Here is a 21,559-nt window from a genome sequence, read left to right as displayed (position 1 = left end):
AATTTACGTGGAAAAATGTACTCTGACCCCAAACTTGGGTTAATCAGCGTTGAACAAGTCGCGGCTGTATACTTTATCTAGTACATCTTCGATATCGCCCGTAACTCGGTTTGCTACGATTACGTCAGAAATTTTCTTAAACTCTTCTAAGTCGTTAACTACGCGTGAATTAAAGAAATCTTCTTCCTTAAGCACCGGCTCATAGACTACAACTTCAATACCTTTAGCCTTAATACGTTTCATGATGCCTTGAATAGCACTTGCTCGGAAGTTATCAGAACCAGACTTCATGATAAGACGATAAATGCCTACAATTTTAGGCTTACGGCTTACAATTGAATCGGCGATAAAATCTTTACGCGTACGGTTAGCATCTACAATTGCTTGGATCATGTTGTTAGGTACTTCACTGTAGTTAGCTAGTAACTGTTTGGTATCTTTTGGTAAGCAATAACCACCGTAACCAAAACTTGGGTTGTTGTAGTGATTACCAATACGAGGGTCTAAACCGACACCTTCGATGATTTGTTTAGTGTCTAAGCCATTACGCTCTGCATAGCTATCTAGTTCGTTAAAGTACGCAACACGCATTGCCAAGTAAGTGTTGGCGAAAAGTTTGATGGCTTCGGCTTCAGTGCTGTCGGTGAATAAAACATCGATGTTCTCTTTTATTGCACCTTGCTGAAGCAGTTTTGCGAAAACGTCCGCGCGCTCACTACGCTCGCCTACGATAATACGGCTTGGGTAAAGATTGTCGTAAAGCGCTTTGCCTTCACGCAAAAATTCAGGCGAAAAGATAATATTGTCAGAACCAAAACGGGCTTTTGCATCTTTAGTAAAGCCTACCGGTACGGTCGATTTTACAATCATCACAGCATTAGGGTTGATTTCCATCACGGTTTTGATTACTGCCTCTACACTACCTGTATTGAAATAGTTGGTTTGTGGGTCGTAATCCGTAGGTGTAGCAATTACCACATAGTCAGCATCTTTATATGCTTCTTGCGCATCCAAAGTTGCTTTTAGGTTTAACTCTTTTGTTGTCAGGTATTCTGCTATCTCTTTGTCTTCAATTGGAGACTTTTTGTTATTCAGCATTTCGACTTTTTCAGCTACCAAGTCAACTGCTTTCACTTCATTGTGCTGTGCAAGTAACACAGCATTTGATAAGCCAACGTATCCAGTACCTGCTACCGCTATTTTGTAATTGCTCATTGTTGATTCCATTTAATTGTTCAGTTCCAAGTTCTAAATTAACTTCAAATTAGGTCTAACTGGAAAACTCTTCCTTCGCTTTAATAGAAAAGTTTTCTCTTAAGAGTGTAAGGTTCGGGCTGTATGCAGGGTCATGTTCAATGTAATTCTTCCACTGTACTTTTAGATATTCTAACTCTCGATTAAATCGTGCTGCTTTTGCTGGGGCATGGTCTAACCCTCTACTCACTGATTCATGATGATATAGTTCAGCCTCTGCACAATAAATATTCCGCACTCCCAACTCTTTCACCCTTAGGCAGAAATCTACATCGTTGAAAGCCACAGTGAGATCTTTTTCATTTAAACCACCTACTTCCACGAAGAGCGACTTCCTTACCAGCAAACAAGCAGCTGTCACTGCAGAATAATTTTGCGTTGCAATTAAGCGCTTCATATACCCTGGGTGGTATCTAGGGAAGTATTTATGTGCATGACCTGCACCACCACCGTACCCTAAAACAACTCCAGCATGTTGAATTCTTCCATCGGAGTATAACAATTTAGCGCCCACACACCCCACATCGCTACGCATGGCATGTCCCACCATACTTGTTAGCCAATGAGGGTTTATCACCTCAATGTCATTATTGATAAGCCCTATTACCGTACTATCGTTGCAAGCATGTTGTGCGCCAAAATTGTTAATTGCTGAATAATTAAATTCACCAGGGTAGCGAAGAACGCGGATCTTGGAATGTTTGTCTAACTCTGAAAAATAGTCGAGACTTTCTTTTTCATCAGAACCATTATCAATGAGTAATATTTCATAATTTTGATATACGGTTTTTTCTAATATGGACTCTATACAAGCTTTAACAAGTGCTTTGCCATTTTTAGTAGGAATAATAAGAGAAACTAAAGGTTCAGATTCAACGGGCCACTGAATAGTATTTACGGCAAGATCTTCATTGTAAGATGGAATTGCAGGTATGCAACTTTCTATCACTGTTCTAATATCAGCTAGACTTTCAATTGCCCTCTTTTTATTAAAGAAACGATGAACCAGTGTATAGGGTACGTGCTCAACTGACAGTTTTGGCTGCTTTAGCCATAGCTCTGTAACGAGTCCGGCAATTGACGAAGCGGTCACCAAGCTCTTTTTGATCAAAGCCGCTTTACACATTACGCCCGTAAAGACATAACCTGTAGAGAGCTGTAAATCCGGATTCCAATCAGGCAAAAAATGCGGGGAGACTCTTCGTTCTTTGGTGTCAACCTTATCGGTGTCACAATAAACAATATCAACGCCACTGTCGCATTTAAGAAACATATTAAAAGATACTTTCGATATTGTATCTCCGCTATTTAAAAGCAGAAGCTGCGTCGATTCAAGTAAATCATTTACCGCTTCAGAAATGGTCGAGGCACACCGCACAGTTTCGCCCATGCTACTTTCACCCACCACACAGATGCGTTCATGTTTTACGCCTGCTTGGTTAAGCGAGTCTAATGTTAAAGATAGACTTTTTGCCCCAAAGATAACAACCTGTATTTTGAAATCGCTTTTATCAACAGGAGATAGGCTTTGCATGTAATGCGATTGCTGTTTGAGATAAGCACTATACAAAGCCATGCGTTTTTTTTCAGACGGGAAGCCGTAAAAAAGGCCTGAACGTTGTAAAGAGCGGCTGTAAAACTCGGTGAGTTTGTGGTTGCTTTTCAGCTTGTTTCTTACAGCTTTTGGTACTAAACCAACAGCGCCTTTAACCGTTAACATGGCCAATTTCTTCATACAGCTAACTCAATCCCTAACAGCGATATCTAATAACACCAAAAAACAAAAAAGCCGCAATTTTGCGGCTTTTTTATCATATCACGATTTGTAGTGATAGGTATTAGCTTCCAGTACCTAAACGCTCACCTTGGTAGCTACCATCAAGAACCGCTTTCCACCAACCTTCGTTCGCTAAATACCACTCAACAGTTTTACGAATACCGCTTTCAAACGTTTCTTGCGGCTTCCATCCAAGCTCGCGCTCAATTTTGCTAGCATCAATTGCATAACGCATATCGTGCCCTGGACGGTCTTGAACGTAAGTAATCTGCTCAGCATATTTGCTATCTTTTGGCTTAACTTCATCCAAAATTGAACAGATAGTTTGCACTACTTCAATATTCTGCTTTTCGTTGTGGCCGCCAATATTGTAGGTTTCACCGATTTCACCATTAAGCGCAACTACCACTAAGGCGCGTGCATGGTCTTCAACATATAACCAATCACGAATTTGGTTCCCCTTGCCATATACAGGCAGTGGTTTACCGGCTAGTGCATTTAGAATAACTAATGGAATAAGCTTTTCTGGGAAGTGATAAGGGCCGTAATTATTTGAGCAGTTAGTCACAAGCGTTGGTAGCTTGTATGTGCGAAGCCACGAACGCACTAGCTGATCAGAGCTCGCTTTACTTGCTGAATAAGGTGAGCTTGGTGCATAAGGTGTAGTTTCCGTAAAGAGTGGAAGCTCCGTTCCTGGCTCAACTTCATCTGGGTGAGGAAGGTCGCCGTATACTTCATCAGTAGAAATATGGTGGAACTTGAACCCGGATTTTTTATCGCCTTCAAGTGCTGACCAATACGCTCTTGCTTGCTCAAGCAATGTGTATGTACCTACAACGTTGGTCTGGATAAACTCACCTGGCCCGTCAATTGAACGGTCTACGTGAGACTCTGCCGCAAGGTGCATAATAATATCTGGCTGGTGCGTATTGAAAACACGCTTTACTTCTTCAGCATCACAAATATCAACTTGCTCGAAGCTGTAGCGGTCGCTGCTTGAAACCGAAGTTAATGACTCTAAATTACCCGCGTAAGTTAGCTTATCTAAATTAACCACTGCGTGGTCAGTGTCGTTTATAAGATGGCGAACTACTGCAGATCCAATGAAGCCTGCGCCACCTGTTACTAAAATCGTTTTACTCATTTTCTTTTTACCAAAAATAATTCTGTTCTTGCCATTTAGGCTTTCAATTCATCTAGCATGCTAGCTAACTGCTTACGCCAGTGTGCAGGCTTACACGACGCAAATGCTTCGCGCGCAGTTTGTTTATCTAGCACACTGTAGTGAGGACGCTTCGCAGGCGTTGGATACTGGCTTGAAGGGATAGGTAATACTGGAATCGATTTATCTAGCAAACCTTTCTCAACACCTAACTCTTGAATAGCTAGTGCAAAGTCGTACCAACTTGCTACGCCTTCATCAGTCCAGTGATACACGCCACTGGTTTTATTCAAAGCGGCAGTAACACAAACTTCAGCTAAACCTTTAGCCCACGTAGGCGTTCCAATTTGATCATCTATTACGGCTAACTGAGGTTTATCAGACATCAAGCGCAGCATAGTTTTCACAAAGTTATTGCCATGTGACGAGTAAACCCAAGCAGTACGAATTAGACAGCTAGCATCTGGCAGTATTTCAACCAGCGCTTTTTCGCCTTCAGCTTTTGACTTACCGTAAGCACCTTGCGGCTCGATAGGATCATCCGTTAAATAAGGTGAACCTTTGTGGCCGTTAAAGACATAGTCGGTAGACACATGCACCATGAAGGCATCGTTATCTTTACAGTAGTTTGCTAAGTTCTTCACAGCAAACGTATTGATAGCATTACACGCGTCGGTATCTTCTTCCGCTTTATCAACTGCAGTATATGCCGATGCGTTTATTAAAACATCGGCTTCCAAGGGCGATAGTTTCTCTTCAATATCAGAAGAGCTCGTAATATCAATATCGTCTCGCCCTAAGAACGTGACTTGGTGCTCGCTATTTTCTAGCTCACGTGAAAGCTCAAATGCTAGCTGCCCAGACTTACCTATAATTACAATATTCATTAATCGCTAGTACTCAATACAATTAAAACGTAGGTGCGTCTATAAATGCCAAGCCCGCCTCATCTTTACCAGATAAAGAAGGTTTTTCGCCATTTACCAAAGGCCAGCCAATATTCAAAGTTGGGTCGTCATATTTTACCGAGACTTCAGATTCCGGGTGATAGTAGTCAGTGCACTTGTAAACGAACTCAGCCGATTCACTGGTTACGTAAAAACCATGAGCAAAACCCGCTGGCACCCAAAGCTGACGTTTATTTTCTGCAGATAAAGTAACACCTACCCACTTACCATAAGTAGGTGAGTTTTTACGCATATCTACAGCTACGTCGTAAACTTCGCCGCTAACTACGCGTACTAATTTACCTTGAGTTTGCTCCATCTGATAATGAAGGCCACGAAGAATCCCTTGGATAGATTTTGAATGATTGTCTTGAACAAAAACGACGTCCGCACATTCGTTTTTGAACCAATCCATTCTGAACGTTTCAAGAAAAAAACCTCGCTCATCACCAAAAGTTTTTGGCTCAATTATTTTGACATCGGGAATGTCGGTTTTTACAACTTGCATTTAAGGTTCCAAATTAATAGAGGTAATATAGAAGGCATTGAGTGTTTATCGAACTCGATCACTAATAACCTTCATCAAATAGTGTCCATAGCCACTTTTCTTTAATGGAGCGGCCAATCTTTCAAGTTGTTCTGCGTCAATGTAACCCATTCTAAAAGCAACCTCCTCAGGACAACAAATCTTTAAGCCTTGTCTCTTTTCAATTGCCGCGACAAAATTAGCTGCATCCAGGAGGCTATCTAAAGTTCCTGTATCAAGCCAGGCTGAGCCCCGCCCCATCAACTCGACTTTAAGATTGCCTGCCGTCAAATACATATTGTTAAGATCAGTAATTTCAAGCTCACCTCTTGCTGAAGGTTTCACTTCTTTAGCATATTCAACAACATTGTTATCATAAAAATACAGCCCAGTTACTGCATAATTTGATTTGGGCTCGGTTGGTTTTTCTTCGATTGACAAAGCATTCCATTCTTCATCAAAATCGACCACGCCGTAGCGCTCAGGATCTTGTACATGGTAACCAAATACTGTCGCTCCGTTATTTTGAGCGTGTGCGCTTTTTAAAGAGTGAACTAGGTCATGGCCATAAAAAATATTATCCCCAAGTACTAAAGCGCATTTGTCTCGTCCGATAAATTTTTCGCCAATAAGAAACGCTTGAGCCAGACCGTCTGGAGAGGGTTGAACGGCATACTGGATATTCAACCCCCAGCTGGCTCCGTCACCGATTAGATCTATAAATCTCGCTTGTTCCTGTGGAGTAGTAATAATAAGTATATCTTGTATACCGGACATCATTAGCGTTGCCAAAGGGTAATAAATCATAGGCTTATCGTATATTGGCATTAGTTGTTTACTCACAACTTTTGTAAGCGGATGCAACCTCGAGCCAGACCCTCCAGCCAGTATTATTCCTTTTCTCATCTTATGCTCCGTAACTAATTCTTATTCTGTATTGTTTTTATGGCTCATGCGACTATCAGAAATAGTAAATCGAACCTATGGTATTCATGTTTTGTAATCCCAACACACAAACTGAGTAGAGTATACTGTATAAAGACGACAAGAAAAATCCAAGCTCCGATAGTTACTATGATGTCATATGTTTACCCGAGGGATATGGAAGTAACGGCATTTTCCCAAAAAAAGCACAATTTGGACTAAGTATTATGGTGCAGTCGAGTTTGTTCGTGTAAGAGGTAATAACGAAATGGAGATAAATAGCCTTGGCTACACAATTAGTAAGATTTCGAAACAAGCGCCATCTTAGTGCATTTGGCAGTGCTATCACTTTGCTGTAGATTACGGGACTCGAGACTAAACAAATACATGATATTAAAATTACATGAAAATCATAAACGTAAGTGGATTTGGAAACACAGGATGTACTTCTCAAGCAGATTATCTTTCCGAATTCTCAGGTGTCAGAGGAATATTACAAGATCAGAGCCGTAACAAAGCTGTTACCTTGGCTCCGTACCAAGAGTTTGGTGTTCTTAAATGTGTTCATTCCTTTGGAGGCTTGATCATAAATAGTACGCACAAACTTAATAGAAATATTACAAAAGAGTCTTTGAGGCTTTCACTACTTGGCCATTCTATTGTTGGCTACGATGAAATGTCCCATGGTGAGCTAGTTCATTTAAAAAAAAGAGAATTACTCAGTTGTGAACTAGGAGAAGACTACATTGCTACGGTAGATAAAGCAGTATCTTATTTTCCCGCTAACTACAATCAAATGGATACATTAGAACTTGTTTCTATCGTTAGAGCTATGTTTCAAGAATGGTATGAGGGCGTTTCCAATATAATTTTAAAGAAAAACCCCGAATGTGAGATAATAGGGTTAAAGAACGATCCTCCAGGAGCGTTTCCATTAATTGCTTCATTACTGCCAAATGGCGTATCGTCAGCAATATTGAGAAATCCTCTGGATACAGGGTGGGATTTTCTACGACATTACAAGATGGAATATTCAAAAGACAACATTGAATGGTTCAGCAGGCATTATAATTCTCAACTAAACTCAGCTAAATCGCAAATTCTAAGATACAGGGACCATATTGGAGATAGTTACTTTGTCCATGATTTCGAAACGTTTGTATCATCCGATAGTCATAGGAAGAAGTATGCCGAACGAATGATTGGCAAAAATAATAATGTCTTCAGACTCTTTTTTAATGAAACGAATTCAAGGAAAAATGTCAATGTTTACAAAAGTTTAGATAAAAACCAAATAGACATGCTTAGCGCATTGAGCTTGCCTGTCTACGAAGATTTCAAGCAATTCGTCAATAGTCAGGGTCTATTTTTTAGGTAGGTTTAATCTATGAACCAGTGTTTAGTAGTTGTCGGTATGCATAGGTCTGGAACGTCAATATTCACAGATTTAACTCAATCTATCGGCTTGAATATCGGTGAAATAGCTGACTACAAGGATGAGGAAAATCCTACGGGCTATTTCGAAAACTTCGATATAGTTGGTATCAACGATGACTTGTTCCGTTATTTGGGAATTTCATGGTACTCATTAAATAGTAAGACAGAGTTAGATCTCATTACTCTAAAAGAAACAGATTTCTTCAATAGAGCTGTTGAAGCGGTTTCCCTTGCATTAAGAGTTTCTGACAAAATAGTTATCAAAGATCCAAGAATTACTCTACTAATTGATTTTTGGGAAATGGTATTTGAGTCATTTGATAATCTATCTACAGCATATGCACTATTATATAGAGATCCTCAAGAAGTCGCATTGTCACAGCAAACACGCGTACGTCGAAACCCAGATTTCTTCCGGGTTGGGAATTCACTTACGTTAACTAAACTCGTATGGTTCGATTATTATTCAACGTTTTTCAAAAAAGCACATTTGAAAAGTACCATTTTAATCAAACACAGTGATTTGATTCGTGAACCAGAGGCTGTAGTCAAGGAACTAGGTAAGTTCGTGGGGCTACAGGTTGACAAAAATGTACTCGATAAGAAAATCCAAAATACGTTTACGAGGGAACTGTATCGGAGTAAAGGAAAAATTGAGGACTCGAAAGACATTACTCCGATTGACAAGTTATTTGCACACAGTATTAATTTGGACAGCGTACAAGAACTTGCGTCATTGTTTGAGACAGTATCTGTCGAACTAAGTTACAGTTCTATCTATGGGCCCATAAGGGAACTAACCGGACAAATAGAAAAAATCAAGTTCGACAATGCTGTAGAACTGACCAACAAAAATGATGAACTAAAGAAAAAAGTTGACACTTTGAATAAACTTCTTGAAAAAGAAAGAATAGAACACAAGGGAACACACGAAGCATTAAATAGTTTGTCTGCAAATTTCAAATCCTATCTAGAACAGAACCAGCCATTAGAACAGAGCTCACAAAGCTGTAATGAGGAACTGCTTAAACTTACGACAGAATTAGAGACTAAATCGAAAGAAGTAGAGGATCTCTTAAAAACACTCGCAAACGAGAGGGAGCTCTACAATAAAACGTACCAAGGGTTAGTTGAAACTCAGCAACTATTCCACCAAGAACAGCAAGAACACAAAAACAGTGTTTTGCGACTGACACAGATAATTGAAGAGAATACAAAGAGGCAACAATGAAATTCATAAATGTTTGCGGATATGGCAACACTGGATGCACATCGCAAGTAGACGTGTTGTGCGATTACGAGGGAGTATTTGGCGTTTTGTCACCTCTGCAACAAACCCACCACGGCAAAACAGCATATCATGAAATTGGCGTTTTAAAATGCCTGCATTCTATAGGTGGTGTTGTTATTGCTCGACTTAATGGAGCAAAAGAGTTACCAAGTAAAAAAGAACTTATCAACTCTCTAAAAGGTAACCAGCCTGGAGAAGGTATAGAACTTAACTTTGGCGCTAATTTGCATCTTGAAATGCGACAATCTCTAAACGCTCATTATGGAAACACCTACGCCGATTTGGTCGATGAGACGTTCGAAGGTTTTCCTGAAAACCTAAATAATGTTGAGTTAAACGTTCTGATAGGTCTAGCCCGTGAGGCAACGTCAACTTGGCTAATGGGGCTAAAAAGTATTGTTGAGGCAAATCCTAATTTACTGTTTCGAGATGGTGAGAAAGTTGAGGTATTAGGTTTAAAGAACGACCCACCTGGCGCTTTTCCGTTATTGGCATCTTTTATTCCGGAGGGTATAACATCAGCGATTCTTAGAGACCCAAGAGATACTACCTATGATTTCAACAGGCACTATAAGTTAGGACACACAGACCAAACGGTTAAAAATCACTGTATCCACTACAATGCTCAACTAAACTCAGCTCGAAAGCAAATTGAGACTTATTTTGAGCTTATAAAAGAGCATTACTTTGTTCATGAATTTGAACATTTGGTGCAAGACGAGGAATACCGCAACAAGTATGTTGAAAAAATGATTGGTAAAAGGACTAAACTTCGACACTATTTTACTCCAGAGAACTCAGCAAAGAACATTGGTCACTATACAAATATGACGCAAGAACACATCGACTATGTCGAGGAAAATTGCTTGCGTAACTATTTAGATTATAAAGAATTTCTTGATAAGAAAGGCTTACTACTTCAGAAATAACTGAAAATTCGAGTTATAGACTAATGTGTACTAGCTCAGACTTGAGCTGACAGTTACTCGGTTTTCAAGGTGCCGCTGTCAGATTAGATTTGAGCTAGATTCTTCACAGCCCAAGTCTGTTTCCCATCGACTAATGTTTCTAGTGGTGTTCTGCCACAGCAAATTTTACCCTGATGACTCCGTCTCATTAATGGGGAACTGGACACTATGACATCGTAGCCCGATAACAGTCTCTGTAGCTGCTGCTCACTCACATGCATCTGCTGTAAGTTAGCATCAACAGGCCATTTAAAACGATGCTTCTCGAGACGTTTATACCACAGTGCGAAGCCCGTTTTATCCCAGTAGAGTATTTTGACCTTATCGCACTTTTTATTACAGAAGACGAACAGCGCATCGAGAAACGAATTGAGGTTCATTTCCTGCTCAACCACGACAATCAAGCCGTTAATCGATTTACGGAAGTCGACAATATCCATGTACAGATAGATATCTGCAGACTCAACGAACATCTTAATTCGACCAATGCCTTGATCACAGTAGCAACCCAGTGAGGATTAATAGTTGTTGGCACGGTAAGTTGAGCATTTCCAAGTTGCAGGAGAAGTTCGCCACCCGTTGCTTCGGTGTAGGATTCAACCTTCGTGACTTCACGTTTCACCTGAACGAACTTTCTGCTTGTTCGCTGTAACCGAATATCACGACGCCTGGTGTAGTAAGTTTGAACATTAATCTGCTGTTGGTGACAAAACTCTACCGCGGTGAGTCCACTTTGCTTTTGTTGTTCAAATAGATTGAGCCAGTCTTGGATGTCTCTTCGTTGATGTTGCTGCATGGTCATTCTCCTTAGCAAAAAAGAACACCATGCCGTAGCTGACTTATGAATTGAACGCGGGGATTACCGGACGGACACCATGTTTCGTGCGGTTAAAATGCCTGATTTATCTCATCAGGCATTTTATTATTTCGGGGATTGATTTCGTCACCTTACACTCAGAGCAGCACATCATAGTTCTTTAGCTTCCCCTAGAACTAGCAACAATTTTTCGAAGATATTTTTCGTAGTTAAAGTTACTAATGAACTTTTTCGAAAAATCTAAGGATATGGTGATTATTATAAGGACTTACTTACAAGGCTAAAACCGAAATGACTAACTCGATAGTGTATCGAAATCAGGTCTCAACAGTTGCTTAGAACAATATCTGATTTTTTAGGTTCACTTCATTTCATAGCACATTATTGATAAAAATTCTCAAGCATCTAAGTTTGGACAAACAAACCTTTGAGAAATCTCACTAACAATTATATCCCATTCAGACATCTCAATACCGGCGACATCATTCAAAAGATAAGAGTTCCAGTAAAATGTGACTTCAGAAAAAATACTCGAAAAAATAAAAGTTAAGTATGGAGAAGAACCGATACTACAATGTGAGTCCCCTAGTAACAAAACCCTTTTATTAATAAGGGGGGTGTCATTTTTCCATTTAACGTATGAGTCTCTGAGAGGAGTTTGGAACTGAAAAGCACCATCGACCACATAAGGGTCGCTTGAATTAGTATATTCAATTGTCAGGTTTTGTTTTCTCAGTTCATTATCAGGAAACTTTGAGCCCAGATCTCCATGCTCTTCTCTGAAATCAAAAGATACAGTTACTTGGTCAAGAACATGTATTAACGAGAATTTTCTTAAAATCTCTTTAAATATTGCCCAGTAATCCGATGCACTCAAATGAGAATCGGGTAATTCATACCGAAGATGGTCTTTGTTTTTCAACAGAGGAATGATGGGAAACAAAAACTTGGCTTTGGTCAACTTCTCCGCCAAATTTTCTACAAACAATGTTGGCAGCATATTTCCGTCGGTAAAATCCACTCCTTCGTATCTTGCAATAGTGTCTTTCTCAGGAACAACTAGGCAGACCATACCTTCAGTAGCTTTTTCGACTAACTTTTGTTCTGTCTTATAAAACTGGTTTTGCCAAATATTTAACTGCTTGTCCCAACGCTCATCCCACTTATTAACTGTTAGCCATGCTCTATTCCAGAGATTCGTGCCCTCGTGTATATAATAATGCTTGCCGATTTTTTTCGCAGACTTATCGCTAGAAATATTGAATGGACTCTCATTACCCAACGCACCGTCGAACGCCTCAAACCATTCTCTAGAGTGATATTCGTAAAACAAATCAACAATATCATTGAAGTTCATTTTTTTTGCAATCGCGAATGCTCTTCTTGAATGTATAAAAGTCTGAACAGCACTTTTGTCGAAATGTTCAATTAAGTTAGAAGAACCGTCTCTGTATGACACATCGATTTTTTGTAAAAGAGTAAGATTATTAAAGTTAGACTGTTCACCGTTCAAAACAATAGGCAACTTATTAGCACTAAAATAACGTTTCAAGTATTCTCGAATGCACTCATTTGCAGCCAAGTAGTCGTCGCTAATTTTCGACAACACTCTTGTATCACAAACAATATCCACCTCTATGTCATTAATACCAAAAAAGGCTTTTTCGCAACTTTCGATTGTTAAATCTTTTAATAGTAAAATCATAAATAATTATCTTTTATCGTAGTGCCAGTCAAATTTAATTTTTGGCGTATTACGATTTATCTCTCGTTCATACCATTTCCACAGTTCGTAAACTTGGTAGTTATCTCCCGCATATCGTTCGGTCATTTTTCTACCAATAGGACCTAATTTAGTGAAATGAAAGAATTTTAATTTAGAGCCATTAACCAAGATATTCCCTAGATCATCAAACTCGATTTTTCTTTGGCTAATATTCCAACTGGCTACGTTATAGCCGGGATCTCTTACGATTTTGACGTTATCGAAATATGCAGGCACTAGATCACACCACTTTTGATCTGTAAACATACCATTAGGGATATCATCACGACAGTATTTTTTTAAACGCTCAGACCACCAATTTGCAAATTTTAACCCCGCACCTTTCGAAGCGATACATACGAAGCCCAAGTTGTATACACCGTGCTTAGTCGATGAAAGCTCATTATCAATAATTGCGATGTGATCGTCGTGTTCTTCTTGACTTAATTGATGGGGAGTCAGTAATACTTCTACTTCATCGCTGAACATTTCTATCAATGGTTGCAAACTACTAAACACGGCAACGTCCGGATCTAAGTACATAACATAATCATATTTACCAGATGTTGCTAACTTTTCTAATGTAGGTCCTTTAACCGCAGTACATGCTTCAACTATATTGTGTTCTGAAATCCATTCCGAAACGTTTGGAATATCTAAGTCTTCGCCCCAAATTACGTAATCAAAAAACTCTTTCTCTACGTCAAAAGAGAAATTGTCTGGCACTTTATCAGTGAGTAGTGCAACCATATCCCAGTCTGGGTGGAATTTTTTGAGAGATTCCGCCAACACTCTCGCTTTTCCAAGATAACTAAAAGTAAAGCTCGTATATACAGCTACTCTCATTATAAAGCCTCCAAACTGCTAAAGCTCATGTCACTATATGTAAATGTGTGATAATAAGTTTGACCCAATGTCCGGCCATTATTAATGTCCTCAACAACCGACATCAATTCATTCAAACCCTCGACCACTAGTCCTTGACCATAAAGCTCTACAGCTCTCGCTATGTTGCCCGAATTTTCATATGTTACAACTGCTGCACCAGCAATTATTGCTTCATGGCAGACGTAGTTGAACGTTTCTGGAATATCGGAGGGCAAAAGAACAATATCAACATTTTCGTTTTTAATCGCTTCTATCATTCCATTTGGGTTTTCATTCGTTACATTAACTTCAAGGAATGGGAGATGTGAAATATCTGACTGTATTGAACCAATGTGTAGAAACTCAACACCCAAACTGGAAACGTTTTTGAAAACTAAGCGTTCAAAATCAGCCCACCCTTTATGTGCATGAGGAAAGCCAACAAACGCGATCTTAGTGCTTTGGGAGTGTGAACGAGGGCTCGAAGGAATCAATGACATGTGTGGCACCATAAACACGTTTTGTAAACCAAACTCGCTTTTTTCTTGCCACAAAGTCTTTGTAAATTCAGACGGACAAATAACTCTAGTCTCTGGTAACGCTTTGAAGAGCCTGATAAGCCTGCTTCTATGGTTTGAGCGCTCCTCGCCAAAAACACACAGATTACACGCTTGACTGTTTTGGTTAGGCGCTCCACAAAAGTCAACGCCATTTCGTTGTAAAGTAAAGCTCGGGCACAGCGTAAAACTATCATGTATCCACAAATATGTGTCGACCTGCGAAGAGTTTCCGTTTTGAACTGCCTCAACTAGTTGCAGCATTAACTCAGGGCTCAACCCCTGAAACGCATGGAAAATAGTTCTTTCAAAAACTAATGAACTATTCAACAAAAAGGTTTGAAGAGTCGTGTGGCAGATATACCCTAAGAATTCTCCATCAACTAGAAGTCGATAAAAAAAGTTATCTGCATTGCTATGCTCTTCGGCCAATATAGGAGATGGTTGGTATGGAGATAAATGAAAATATACTAAACCTCGGCTCAATGCCACTTCTTGTTCGACATTCAGACACTTCTGAATTCCACCTGTATTTTGAATATAGTCATCATGGGAAAAAACCAGCGCATACTTTTTGTCAGTATCTAAAAATGATAAATCTTGTACTATGTGATCGTTGGGCTCAGTCAGTTTCCAGTTAACTACGGTTTCTGAAATAGGTATTACATCCCATATCCTGCTAGCCTTGTGTCCGCCCGGTTGCTTCCCGTAACGCCTTTCATACTGTCCAGCAACTATGTAGTGATAAAACGGGTTGATTCCAGCCTCTTGTACATCAAAATTGTCCTGTAGATAGAACTTCGTCGAAAAATCCAAGCATGGATCTTTACCTTCTTTCCAACCGAACAGGCAATAGTGCTCTACAGCACTCATATCGGCCTGTTGGACATCAGGATACAAAGAGTAATAGTAGTCTTGATCAACAAATTCTTGCAGTGCATTGATAATCGGCTCGGCATCGGCTCTTTGCCTTCCCATTGATCCATACAGAGCTAGATCTTTGACTTCACAATCTTCAAGCCCAGATAAATGTCCTCTCTGACCGAGAAGCATAATTACTACAGGGGGTATGCCCTCGCTGATCAACCGATACAAATCTTGGTCGCTAAAGAATTTCTTTACTGCTAAAGAAGGATATCTCCCTTCCTTCCAACCGTTTGACACATAGTGTTGAAACGGTGTTCCCTCATAAGAAGAAATATCTTCATACGAATCAATGTAATATTCCTCATTAAATTCTTGAGCAGTCAGGCGAGTAATCATGTCTGAAGAGAGATTTTTGATGTCATCTAAAGACGTTAATGACAAAGCCAATCGTCCTTCGTTGAATCCAGCAACACAATAGTGATAAAAGGGATCAATATTTGCGTGCGCTATATCTTCGTACTTACTTAAATAACATTCGATCGAGAACTCCACACATGGCTGAATGCCTTGGTGACGCCCAACGCAAAGGTAATGATGTCTTAAAAGTTCAGCAGGAAGGGGGTCTTCAAGCTGGGAATTATAGAAAGCTGAATCAATAAAATTTGCGATAACCTGTGATTGGTATTGATATTCTTGTTGATTTAATTCTGTTTTCTTATGCAGGTGTAATATAATGTTCTCTGAAACAAGGCTTTTAAAGCCTCCTCCAGTCAAAGTATAAGCCTCTCGACCTTCTAACCAACCATAGTGAAAAAAGTGCTCCAATGCTTTATATCTGGACTTTTTTACATCCTTATAGTCCTTATAGTAACGTTTTTCATCGAATTTTTCTCCCATCAAGTTTATAAAAGCATCACTCAAGATTGAGCTTATACTCTTATTTTCCTTAACTTTTTTAGAAAAGCTAGTTATTAGCATTTTTATTTACCAAATTATCAGTTGATTGTGTTCTTAGTCTGGGTCACTCAGGCAGCCATGAATACCACCTGTTGCATTAATACAAGCACCATGTATAAAAGAGGACTCTTCGGAACATAAAAATAACGCCAGTTTAGCAACTTCTTCAGGTGTTGCTATTCGTGCTATTGGGTGGAATGCCTCCAACAACTTGTATTGTTCTTCTTTTCCTTCAAACCCAGCCCTCAGCATGTCGGTGCTTACCGCAGCGGGTTCAATAGCATTTATTCGAATTGCATTACCAAGATCAACAGCCATATTTCTAGTGAGGGAGCTCAGCGCACCTTTTGATGTTGCGTACGCAACAAAATTCCGTTTAGTTTGTAACGCGTGAATACTGCTAATATTTACGACGCTGCCTTCATTACGCTCCAAGGTTTCTAAAAAAAGCTGAGTCATAAAGAAAGGGGCTCCGACATTGACGTTCATACTGGTCAACCACTCGGTTCGAGTAAGATTCTTCACGCTTCCTAGAATTTGAATTGCCGCGTTATTTACGAGAGCCGTCAAACCACGCCCCTCTGTTCTACTCAAGATTTGGTCTTTGAAGGCTATCGCGTATTCTTCATCATTTACAACACGCTCTAGGTCAATTTGGTAATTAACGGTATTTGGGTGAGATTCCTCAAAATCGGTGATATCTGTAGCAATGACTTTGAAACCATTTTCAGCAAAGCACCTTACTAATGCCTTCCCTATCCCCCCGTTGGCCCCGGTAATTAGGGCCCACTTAACTTTACTCTTCTGCACTTAAAAATCTCGCTATTTCTTCAAGTGCCTTTAGCGTAGCTCGCTCTACACCTTCAATAGTGTTTGAACCATTGTGTGATCCAAAGATACATTGTGGCATTCTTCTCAACGGAGAATTGATAGGTAGGGGTTCAACTTCAAAAACATCGAGTGCAGCAGCTGCGACATGTCCAGACTCTAGAGAACGAATCAAAGCTTTTTCGTCAATTAACGGCCCTCTTGCCACATTGACAACTCGGGCACCCGGTTTCATTAACGCGAGTGACTCTTCGTTCAACATGTGATGGTTATGACTATTCAATGCACAAGTAAAAATAAGGAAATCACACTCTCCAAGACCATCTGGAAAGACTTTACGATCAACAAAATCAAATCCTTGATTGCCATCTATACCAGGGTCATAAGCGGTTACTGTAACGTCAAATCCGGAAAGTCTCTTGACTAAATTGCGACCGATATCTCCAAACCCAACGACTCCAATATGCTTGCCTGAAATACTCATACCGGCAGGTTTCGGCCAATCACCATCTCTAACACCTCTATCGATGCGATAAGTTTGTCGAGCTAAGCCTAACATTAATGCAATTCCAACATCTGCCACTTCTCCACCAAACATATTCGGAGTATTCGTAATAGGAACTCCAAGGTCTTTACAGGCGCTAAAATCTACATTGTCTACGCCTATTCCCCATTTCACGGCAGCCTTTAAGCGTCCCGAAATACCTGCTTCAAAAACAGACCTAGTAGCAGGGTCATCACCGATAATCCATCCATCGAAATCTGGGAGTAATGCTATTAATTCTTCTTCTGATAGTACTTGCGTTGTCTCAGCAGGGACTAGCTCTAAGCCAAGTTTTTTTGCAGGCTCCACAAACTTTTGAAATTGGCCAAGCATTGGTGGACACGTAACTAAAATTTTATGCATTTTTCTTCCTATATTCAGCCAATGCGGCGACCATTTCCCAATCGTGGGGTTCATCAATGTCTAACGATTCCAAAGGCGGTGTCACCATCATTGTTGGTGAATCTCCAATTCTCGCGTTGGTTTTAGCAAACGAATCTTTTGTAAAATAAAATAAACATGAATTTTCTTCAAACCATGGTTCCAAATCTTGTGTCCGAATCAAATTGTCTGGATCGTGATTCACCGCACTGCCATCTTGGCGGTAGAACCTAGTTTGGATTTTGTTTACAGTAAAAAGAGAGTCATTGTCAGGGGAATTGTGGAACAGATTTAGACCATGTCTAATTGTATCTGCACTGATTAGTGGGTTAGTAGTATGAGTCATAATATAAGTATCAGCCTCAATTTCATCGATATCGTCAGCTAAAATCAGATTCATTGAAACTAGATCACCACACAACTCTTGTTTTCGGTTACGAATAACTACTCTTTCTGACTCGTGAAGACCATTCTCTTCGAGAATATGCCTAGCGTCAGTATTAATCACAACTTGATCAATTGCATCTACAGCCAACAGTTCATCCAAAATCCATTTAAAGAGGGGCTTTCCTGCTAGATCTCTAAAGTTTTTTCCTTTAACTCTTTCACTATTTGCTTTCATCGGTAACAAAGCAACAACTCTCTTAGTCATAGTTTGAATCTCGTTCGGTGTCCAATGGGTAAAAATATTGTTTTTTCATCTTTGTCGAGAGTTTTCTGTGTTCATGGTTACCTCTATAAGTACCCCAGTAATGATAAAACCGAAACAGAACAATCTCGTTAAACTTTTTTAGAAATACTTTATCCCTAATAGCCGAGGCGCTATCCGCCATTACACCTGAAATAAAATAACGCACAAAATCAGAAAACGAAAAATGTACCTCAGGCATTATTCTCTGTAGAGCATAAGCTTCCCGTTCGTATCGAATTTTTACCTGTTTCCATGTCTCATCGTGAATATGAAAAACCGGTGCTGTAGCCACATAGGCAACTTTTTTGCCAGCCTCCACTAGAAGCTTTGCCAGGTACATATCTTCCAATCCAGTCAACTCTTCATTGAATTTAAATAATTCCCAGGCTTTTCGGGTAACTCCAGCATTAGCATTATTACAAAAATAACCCTCTTGAGGGATTTTCGAATATTCCGGGAACCATTTTTCGAAATGACGATCTTCCGAATATTTAGTCGTATCTCGACCCATTTGTCGTCCATAGGAATAATCAACTCCTTCTTCGACCATAGGCTTGCATAGCTCATCGAGCCAATCTTGCGACGCTGGGATACAATGCCCACTAACAAAAACTAGATAATCGCCTCTAGCAAAATCACACCCAATGTTTAGTGAACGGCCGAAAGTAAACTCGGACTTCTCTATCCGCGTAATTCTGCAGTTGTGTTTCTCAGCGATCTCCAATGTTCTATCGGTAGAACCCGAATCTACTATTACAACTTCATGTTCAACTAGATTGTTTTTTTGCTCCGAAATTGCTGTCAGTAATTCGTTAAGGTACCGCTCTTCGTTGTATGTCCTTATGACAATACTCGCTAACATCTGTTTTCCATTTTATAGTTTGGTATCGACTGACCTGTAACATTAAGTTTGTATATAAACACGCTGCCAGATTGCGGATAATGAGACAGTTGCTCATCATTTAGTCCCTCTTGAGCACTGGTAATGAGTAGATAGTTATTATTAGATCCACCAAAACAACAGCTAGTTACGTGCAAGGCCTCTAATTCTATTTCTGCAATCGTGTCTGCTTTCTGGTCTAAGCACTGTATTTTTCCAGCTCCCCAAAACGCCAACCATAAGTTACCTTCAACATCCATGGCGCCACCATCCGGGGTGTAGGATTCCATCTCTGTAGACATATACAAAGCTTTCTTTGTAACGTTAGGATAATAATTGTTATCTAAAGGAAAACTATAGGTTTGTTGCTTTAATGAATCAGAAAGCAAGAAAGAATTATTGCTACTATCAAAAACGAATGTGTTTGGAATTCCGATTTTATCGCAGAAAACGCTCATATTCATATTTTGATCTAGACAGTAAATAGCTCCAAAACTACCTGTGGGACTTAACTCCATTGTAGAAAACCAAAGTTTTCCATCAGGTGACGTCACCCCATCATTTGTACGAATATGTTCCGGCAACGCAAGATCTACTAGCAATTTGCTCAAGCGATTTTCTAAATTGTATTCAAACACTCCTTGTTTAGCTACTATAATCACTGATGTCTCATTCTGAACTGCAATGCAGCTTCCAGTAAAACCGAGACTATGGACACAAGGGTTTTCGCATACGACGTCGTTTTCGAATGGTAACTCATACAGCTTCTGTTCAAGAATATCCAACCACATCCAAGAGCTACGCGGACTATTCCAAACAGGTCCCTCACCGAGCGTCATGCCTAAACTGAGCTTTTTAATCAATTCCATTCTTTTTTACCTAAACAGTGCTTTCTTCTTCGGCCTTGCAAATGATTTTATTGCTTCCGACTTGGTAATCGTAACACTATTTTATTCAACCCTTAACTACATACGATTATTTTGAAACAATGCCGTTCAATTTTGGTTACGAATTTCTTTTTAAAACATCTTCTGCCAGTCTATATAGCCTTCTTAGTATCGGTGTTGGAGTGTTCTTTCTGATGCGTACTGTTCTTAATGATTCACAAACTCCAATCAGTGTTGATTGAGTCTTTATGAGTTTTTTCTGTTCTTCAAGCACCGAAAATACATAGTGTTGATTGGTTTCATTAGAAGAAATAAATTTCTCGAACAAAACTGCGAACTCCGTTTCAGAAACCCCTTGAGCTTTGTGTATACGCTCATCCTCTTTTTCCAAGTTTCTAAGAAATTCCAATCCTTTATGAAGTCGGTGGCGCTCTACAAAACGTTCAAGATTCGACTGCAAATTATTCCGAACACGCTTTCGTTTCTCTTGCGATAGAAGGGAAAAAGCTTGGGTTCCGCTTTGATAGCCTTGACAAAATATATCCAAAAGATTGTGTAATTTTTTGTCTGGGATCTGATTAAACCAGCGCTTGAATTCGAGCGCTTCAAAAACATAAGAGGGATTCACAAGCATGGGCTTAGGTTGAACTACATTTTTGATAGAAAGAGCAGCTATAAAGTCGCTAACTATATCACCATTGTTAAACAACTCTCTATCATAAGGCCTCAACATAAAACGGTCTGCACCATATTCCGTTACTAATTTGTCCAAATGATCCAGTGTTCCAGTCTTGGGATTATCAGCGATATTGAACTTTTGAGTTTGAAAATGACGTTTGACACCTTGATTATAACCGGATTCCATGGTTTCTAGAGGATCACGTACATATGCTAAGGCAATTGCTTCCTTACAATAATCAAAGATCGGAGCTAAACGTTTAAAAAAGAATTCAGAGGACAACAATAGTGTATGTGCCCCCTCCTTCTTCGCATTTATGAGGCAGTTTCGAAAGCTATCACTAGAGAAGTGTAACTCTCCATTCTCATCTCTCGTAAAAACAGCTTCTACATTACCAGAACTAACGCCATTACCATCTACACCATGCTCTGGATAGAAAAAACCTGATCGTTTTAGTAAGTGTTCTTTATTTGATTGTAACCAATTCTGAATGGCGGACGTGCCTGTCTTAGGCGGTCCTATATGGACAATAACTCTCAAGATCATATTTATA

19 protein-coding genes and 1 pseudogene are annotated in these 21,559 nt (G+C 39.7%); 3 read left to right on the top strand and 17 right to left on the bottom strand.

Annotated elements, in window-relative coordinates; translation table 11 throughout:
- Positions 1-39 precede the first annotated feature (39 nt).
- From MHN00_RS10860 to rfbA, 6 genes are all read right to left on the bottom strand, one after another.
- Positions 40-1,227, bottom strand: coding sequence for a nucleotide sugar dehydrogenase (locus MHN00_RS10860; protein ID WP_156078879.1), 1,188 nt, complete (start codon positions 1,225-1,227; stop codon positions 40-42).
- A gap of 43 nt (positions 1,228-1,270) precedes the next feature.
- Entirely contained in the window at positions 1,271-2,974 is a 1,704-nt protein-coding gene (locus MHN00_RS10855) for a glycosyltransferase family 2 protein (protein WP_231513112.1), read from the bottom strand.
- A gap of 118 nt (positions 2,975-3,092) precedes the next feature.
- Positions 3,093-4,175: a dTDP-glucose 4,6-dehydratase gene (gene rfbB, locus MHN00_RS10850; RefSeq protein ID WP_239301145.1), complete on the bottom strand. Its 1,083-nt coding sequence runs from the start codon at positions 4,173-4,175 to the stop codon at positions 3,093-3,095.
- Between the two features lie 35 nt (positions 4,176-4,210).
- Positions 4,211-5,080, bottom strand: coding sequence for a dTDP-4-dehydrorhamnose reductase (gene rfbD / locus MHN00_RS10845; protein ID WP_239301144.1), 870 nt, complete (start codon positions 5,078-5,080; stop codon positions 4,211-4,213).
- A 22-nt stretch (positions 5,081-5,102) separates the two neighbouring features.
- Positions 5,103-5,648 carry a dTDP-4-dehydrorhamnose 3,5-epimerase gene (gene rfbC / locus MHN00_RS10840; protein ID WP_156078883.1) on the bottom strand — a complete coding sequence of 182 codons (546 nt, stop codon included), beginning with the start codon at positions 5,646-5,648 and terminating at the stop codon, positions 5,103-5,105.
- A gap of 45 nt (positions 5,649-5,693) precedes the next feature.
- Positions 5,694-6,572 carry a glucose-1-phosphate thymidylyltransferase RfbA gene (gene rfbA, locus MHN00_RS10835; protein ID WP_239301142.1) on the bottom strand — a complete coding sequence of 293 codons (879 nt, stop codon included), beginning with the start codon at positions 6,570-6,572 and terminating at the stop codon, positions 5,694-5,696.
- Between the two features lie 421 nt (positions 6,573-6,993).
- Between rfbA and MHN00_RS10830 the strand changes: the two genes are divergently transcribed.
- From MHN00_RS10830 to MHN00_RS10820, 3 genes are read left to right on the top strand one after another with little or no spacing between them, the layout of a single operon-like run.
- Complete coding sequence (locus MHN00_RS10830; RefSeq protein ID WP_239301140.1) at positions 6,994-7,968, top strand: hypothetical protein; 975 nt, start codon at positions 6,994-6,996, stop codon at positions 7,966-7,968.
- A 9-nt stretch (positions 7,969-7,977) separates the two neighbouring features.
- The gene (locus MHN00_RS10825) at positions 7,978-9,258 is read left to right on the top strand and encodes a sulfotransferase domain-containing protein (protein ID WP_156078886.1); all 1,281 of its coding nucleotides are present in this window, start codon (positions 7,978-7,980) and stop codon (positions 9,256-9,258) included.
- The gene (locus MHN00_RS10820) at positions 9,255-10,247 is read left to right on the top strand and encodes a hypothetical protein (protein WP_156078887.1); all 993 of its coding nucleotides are present in this window, start codon (positions 9,255-9,257) and stop codon (positions 10,245-10,247) included. Before MHN00_RS10825 ends, MHN00_RS10820 begins: the two co-directional genes overlap by 4 nt.
- Positions 10,248-10,516: 269 nt before the next feature.
- On the opposite strand, the pseudogene tnpB reads toward MHN00_RS10820, so the two are convergent.
- The 11 genes and pseudogenes from tnpB to MHN00_RS10765 form a co-directional block, all read right to left on the bottom strand.
- A pseudogene (tnpB, locus tag MHN00_RS10815) lies at positions 10,517-10,726 on the bottom strand (IS66 family insertion sequence element accessory protein TnpB); the annotation flags it as partial.
- A complete protein-coding gene (locus MHN00_RS10810; protein ID WP_239301138.1) occupies positions 10,687-11,100 on the bottom strand; it encodes an IS66 family insertion sequence element accessory protein TnpB in 414 nt (137 codons plus the stop codon). The gene MHN00_RS10810 and the pseudogene tnpB, both read right to left, overlap by 40 nt.
- A 400-nt stretch (positions 11,101-11,500) precedes the next feature.
- A complete protein-coding gene (locus MHN00_RS10805; RefSeq protein WP_156078889.1) occupies positions 11,501-12,808 on the bottom strand; it encodes a hypothetical protein in 1,308 nt (435 codons plus the stop codon).
- Between the two features lie 6 nt (positions 12,809-12,814).
- Complete coding sequence (locus MHN00_RS10800) at positions 12,815-13,714, bottom strand: hypothetical protein (protein ID WP_156078890.1); 900 nt, start codon at positions 13,712-13,714, stop codon at positions 12,815-12,817.
- Positions 13,714-16,137, bottom strand: coding sequence for a hypothetical protein (locus MHN00_RS10795; protein ID WP_156078891.1), 2,424 nt, complete (start codon positions 16,135-16,137; stop codon positions 13,714-13,716). Before MHN00_RS10795 ends, MHN00_RS10800 begins: the two co-directional genes overlap by 1 nt.
- Positions 16,138-16,170: 33 nt before the next feature.
- Positions 16,171-16,926, bottom strand: a complete 756-nt coding sequence (locus MHN00_RS10790) for an SDR family oxidoreductase (protein WP_156078892.1) — start codon at positions 16,924-16,926, stop codon at positions 16,171-16,173.
- Positions 16,913-17,851, bottom strand: a complete 939-nt coding sequence (locus MHN00_RS10785) for a phosphoglycerate dehydrogenase (RefSeq protein ID WP_197040354.1) — start codon at positions 17,849-17,851, stop codon at positions 16,913-16,915. Before MHN00_RS10785 ends, MHN00_RS10790 begins: the two co-directional genes overlap by 14 nt.
- A complete protein-coding gene (locus MHN00_RS10780) occupies positions 17,844-18,521 on the bottom strand; it encodes an acylneuraminate cytidylyltransferase family protein (RefSeq protein WP_156078893.1) in 678 nt (225 codons plus the stop codon). Before MHN00_RS10780 ends, MHN00_RS10785 begins: the two co-directional genes overlap by 8 nt.
- Positions 18,514-19,422 carry a glycosyltransferase family 2 protein gene (locus MHN00_RS10775; RefSeq protein ID WP_156078894.1) on the bottom strand — a complete coding sequence of 303 codons (909 nt, stop codon included), beginning with the start codon at positions 19,420-19,422 and terminating at the stop codon, positions 18,514-18,516. The genes MHN00_RS10780 and MHN00_RS10775 overlap by 8 nt, the downstream gene beginning before the upstream one ends.
- The gene (locus MHN00_RS10770) at positions 19,416-20,309 is read right to left on the bottom strand and encodes an SMP-30/gluconolactonase/LRE family protein (protein ID WP_239301136.1); all 894 of its coding nucleotides are present in this window, start codon (positions 20,307-20,309) and stop codon (positions 19,416-19,418) included. Before MHN00_RS10770 ends, MHN00_RS10775 begins: the two co-directional genes overlap by 7 nt.
- Before the next feature lie 136 nt (positions 20,310-20,445).
- Positions 20,446-21,552 carry a hypothetical protein gene (locus MHN00_RS10765; RefSeq protein ID WP_156078896.1) on the bottom strand — a complete coding sequence of 369 codons (1,107 nt, stop codon included), beginning with the start codon at positions 21,550-21,552 and terminating at the stop codon, positions 20,446-20,448.
- Between the last annotated feature and the right edge of the window lie 7 nt (positions 21,553-21,559).

Source organism: Alteromonas sp. Cnat2-8 (assembly GCF_022348355.1).
GTDB lineage: Bacteria > Pseudomonadota > Gammaproteobacteria > Enterobacterales > Alteromonadaceae > Alteromonas > Alteromonas macleodii.
The sequence above is the reverse complement of the archived record's forward strand: the minus strand, read 5'-3'. Positions and strand labels throughout refer to the sequence as shown.

Coding starts and splice junctions, on each gene's coding strand:
- MHN00_RS10830 (WP_239301140.1), top strand. CDS start 6,994: ATGAAAATCATAAACGTAAGTGGATTTGGAAACACAGGATGTACTTCT.
- rfbA (WP_239301142.1), bottom strand. CDS start 6,572: ATGAGAAAAGGAATAATACTGGCTGGAGGGTCTGGCTCGAGGTTGCAT.
- MHN00_RS10820 (WP_156078887.1), top strand. CDS start 9,255: ATGAAATTCATAAATGTTTGCGGATATGGCAACACTGGATGCACATCG.
- rfbD (WP_239301144.1), bottom strand. CDS start 5,080: ATGAATATTGTAATTATAGGTAAGTCTGGGCAGCTAGCATTTGAGCTT.
- rfbB (WP_239301145.1), bottom strand. CDS start 4,175: ATGAGTAAAACGATTTTAGTAACAGGTGGCGCAGGCTTCATTGGATCT.
- MHN00_RS10795 (WP_156078891.1), bottom strand. CDS start 16,137: ATGCTAATAACTAGCTTTTCTAAAAAAGTTAAGGAAAATAAGAGTATA.
- rfbC (WP_156078883.1), bottom strand. CDS start 5,648: ATGCAAGTTGTAAAAACCGACATTCCCGATGTCAAAATAATTGAGCCA.
- MHN00_RS10825 (WP_156078886.1), top strand. CDS start 7,978: ATGAACCAGTGTTTAGTAGTTGTCGGTATGCATAGGTCTGGAACGTCA.
- MHN00_RS10780 (WP_156078893.1), bottom strand. CDS start 18,521: ATGACTAAGAGAGTTGTTGCTTTGTTACCGATGAAAGCAAATAGTGAA.
- MHN00_RS10800 (WP_156078890.1), bottom strand. CDS start 13,714: ATGAGAGTAGCTGTATATACGAGCTTTACTTTTAGTTATCTTGGAAAA.
- MHN00_RS10770 (WP_239301136.1), bottom strand. CDS start 20,309: ATGGAATTGATTAAAAAGCTCAGTTTAGGCATGACGCTCGGTGAGGGA.
- MHN00_RS10765 (WP_156078896.1), bottom strand. CDS start 21,552: ATGATCTTGAGAGTTATTGTCCATATAGGACCGCCTAAGACAGGCACG.
- MHN00_RS10805 (WP_156078889.1), bottom strand. CDS start 12,808: ATGATTTTACTATTAAAAGATTTAACAATCGAAAGTTGCGAAAAAGCC.
- MHN00_RS10855 (WP_231513112.1), bottom strand. CDS start 2,974: ATGTTAACGGTTAAAGGCGCTGTTGGTTTAGTACCAAAAGCTGTAAGA.
- MHN00_RS10785 (WP_197040354.1), bottom strand. CDS start 17,851: ATGCATAAAATTTTAGTTACGTGTCCACCAATGCTTGGCCAATTTCAA.
- MHN00_RS10775 (WP_156078894.1), bottom strand. CDS start 19,422: ATGTTAGCGAGTATTGTCATAAGGACATACAACGAAGAGCGGTACCTT.
- MHN00_RS10860 (WP_156078879.1), bottom strand. CDS start 1,227: ATGGAATCAACAATGAGCAATTACAAAATAGCGGTAGCAGGTACTGGA.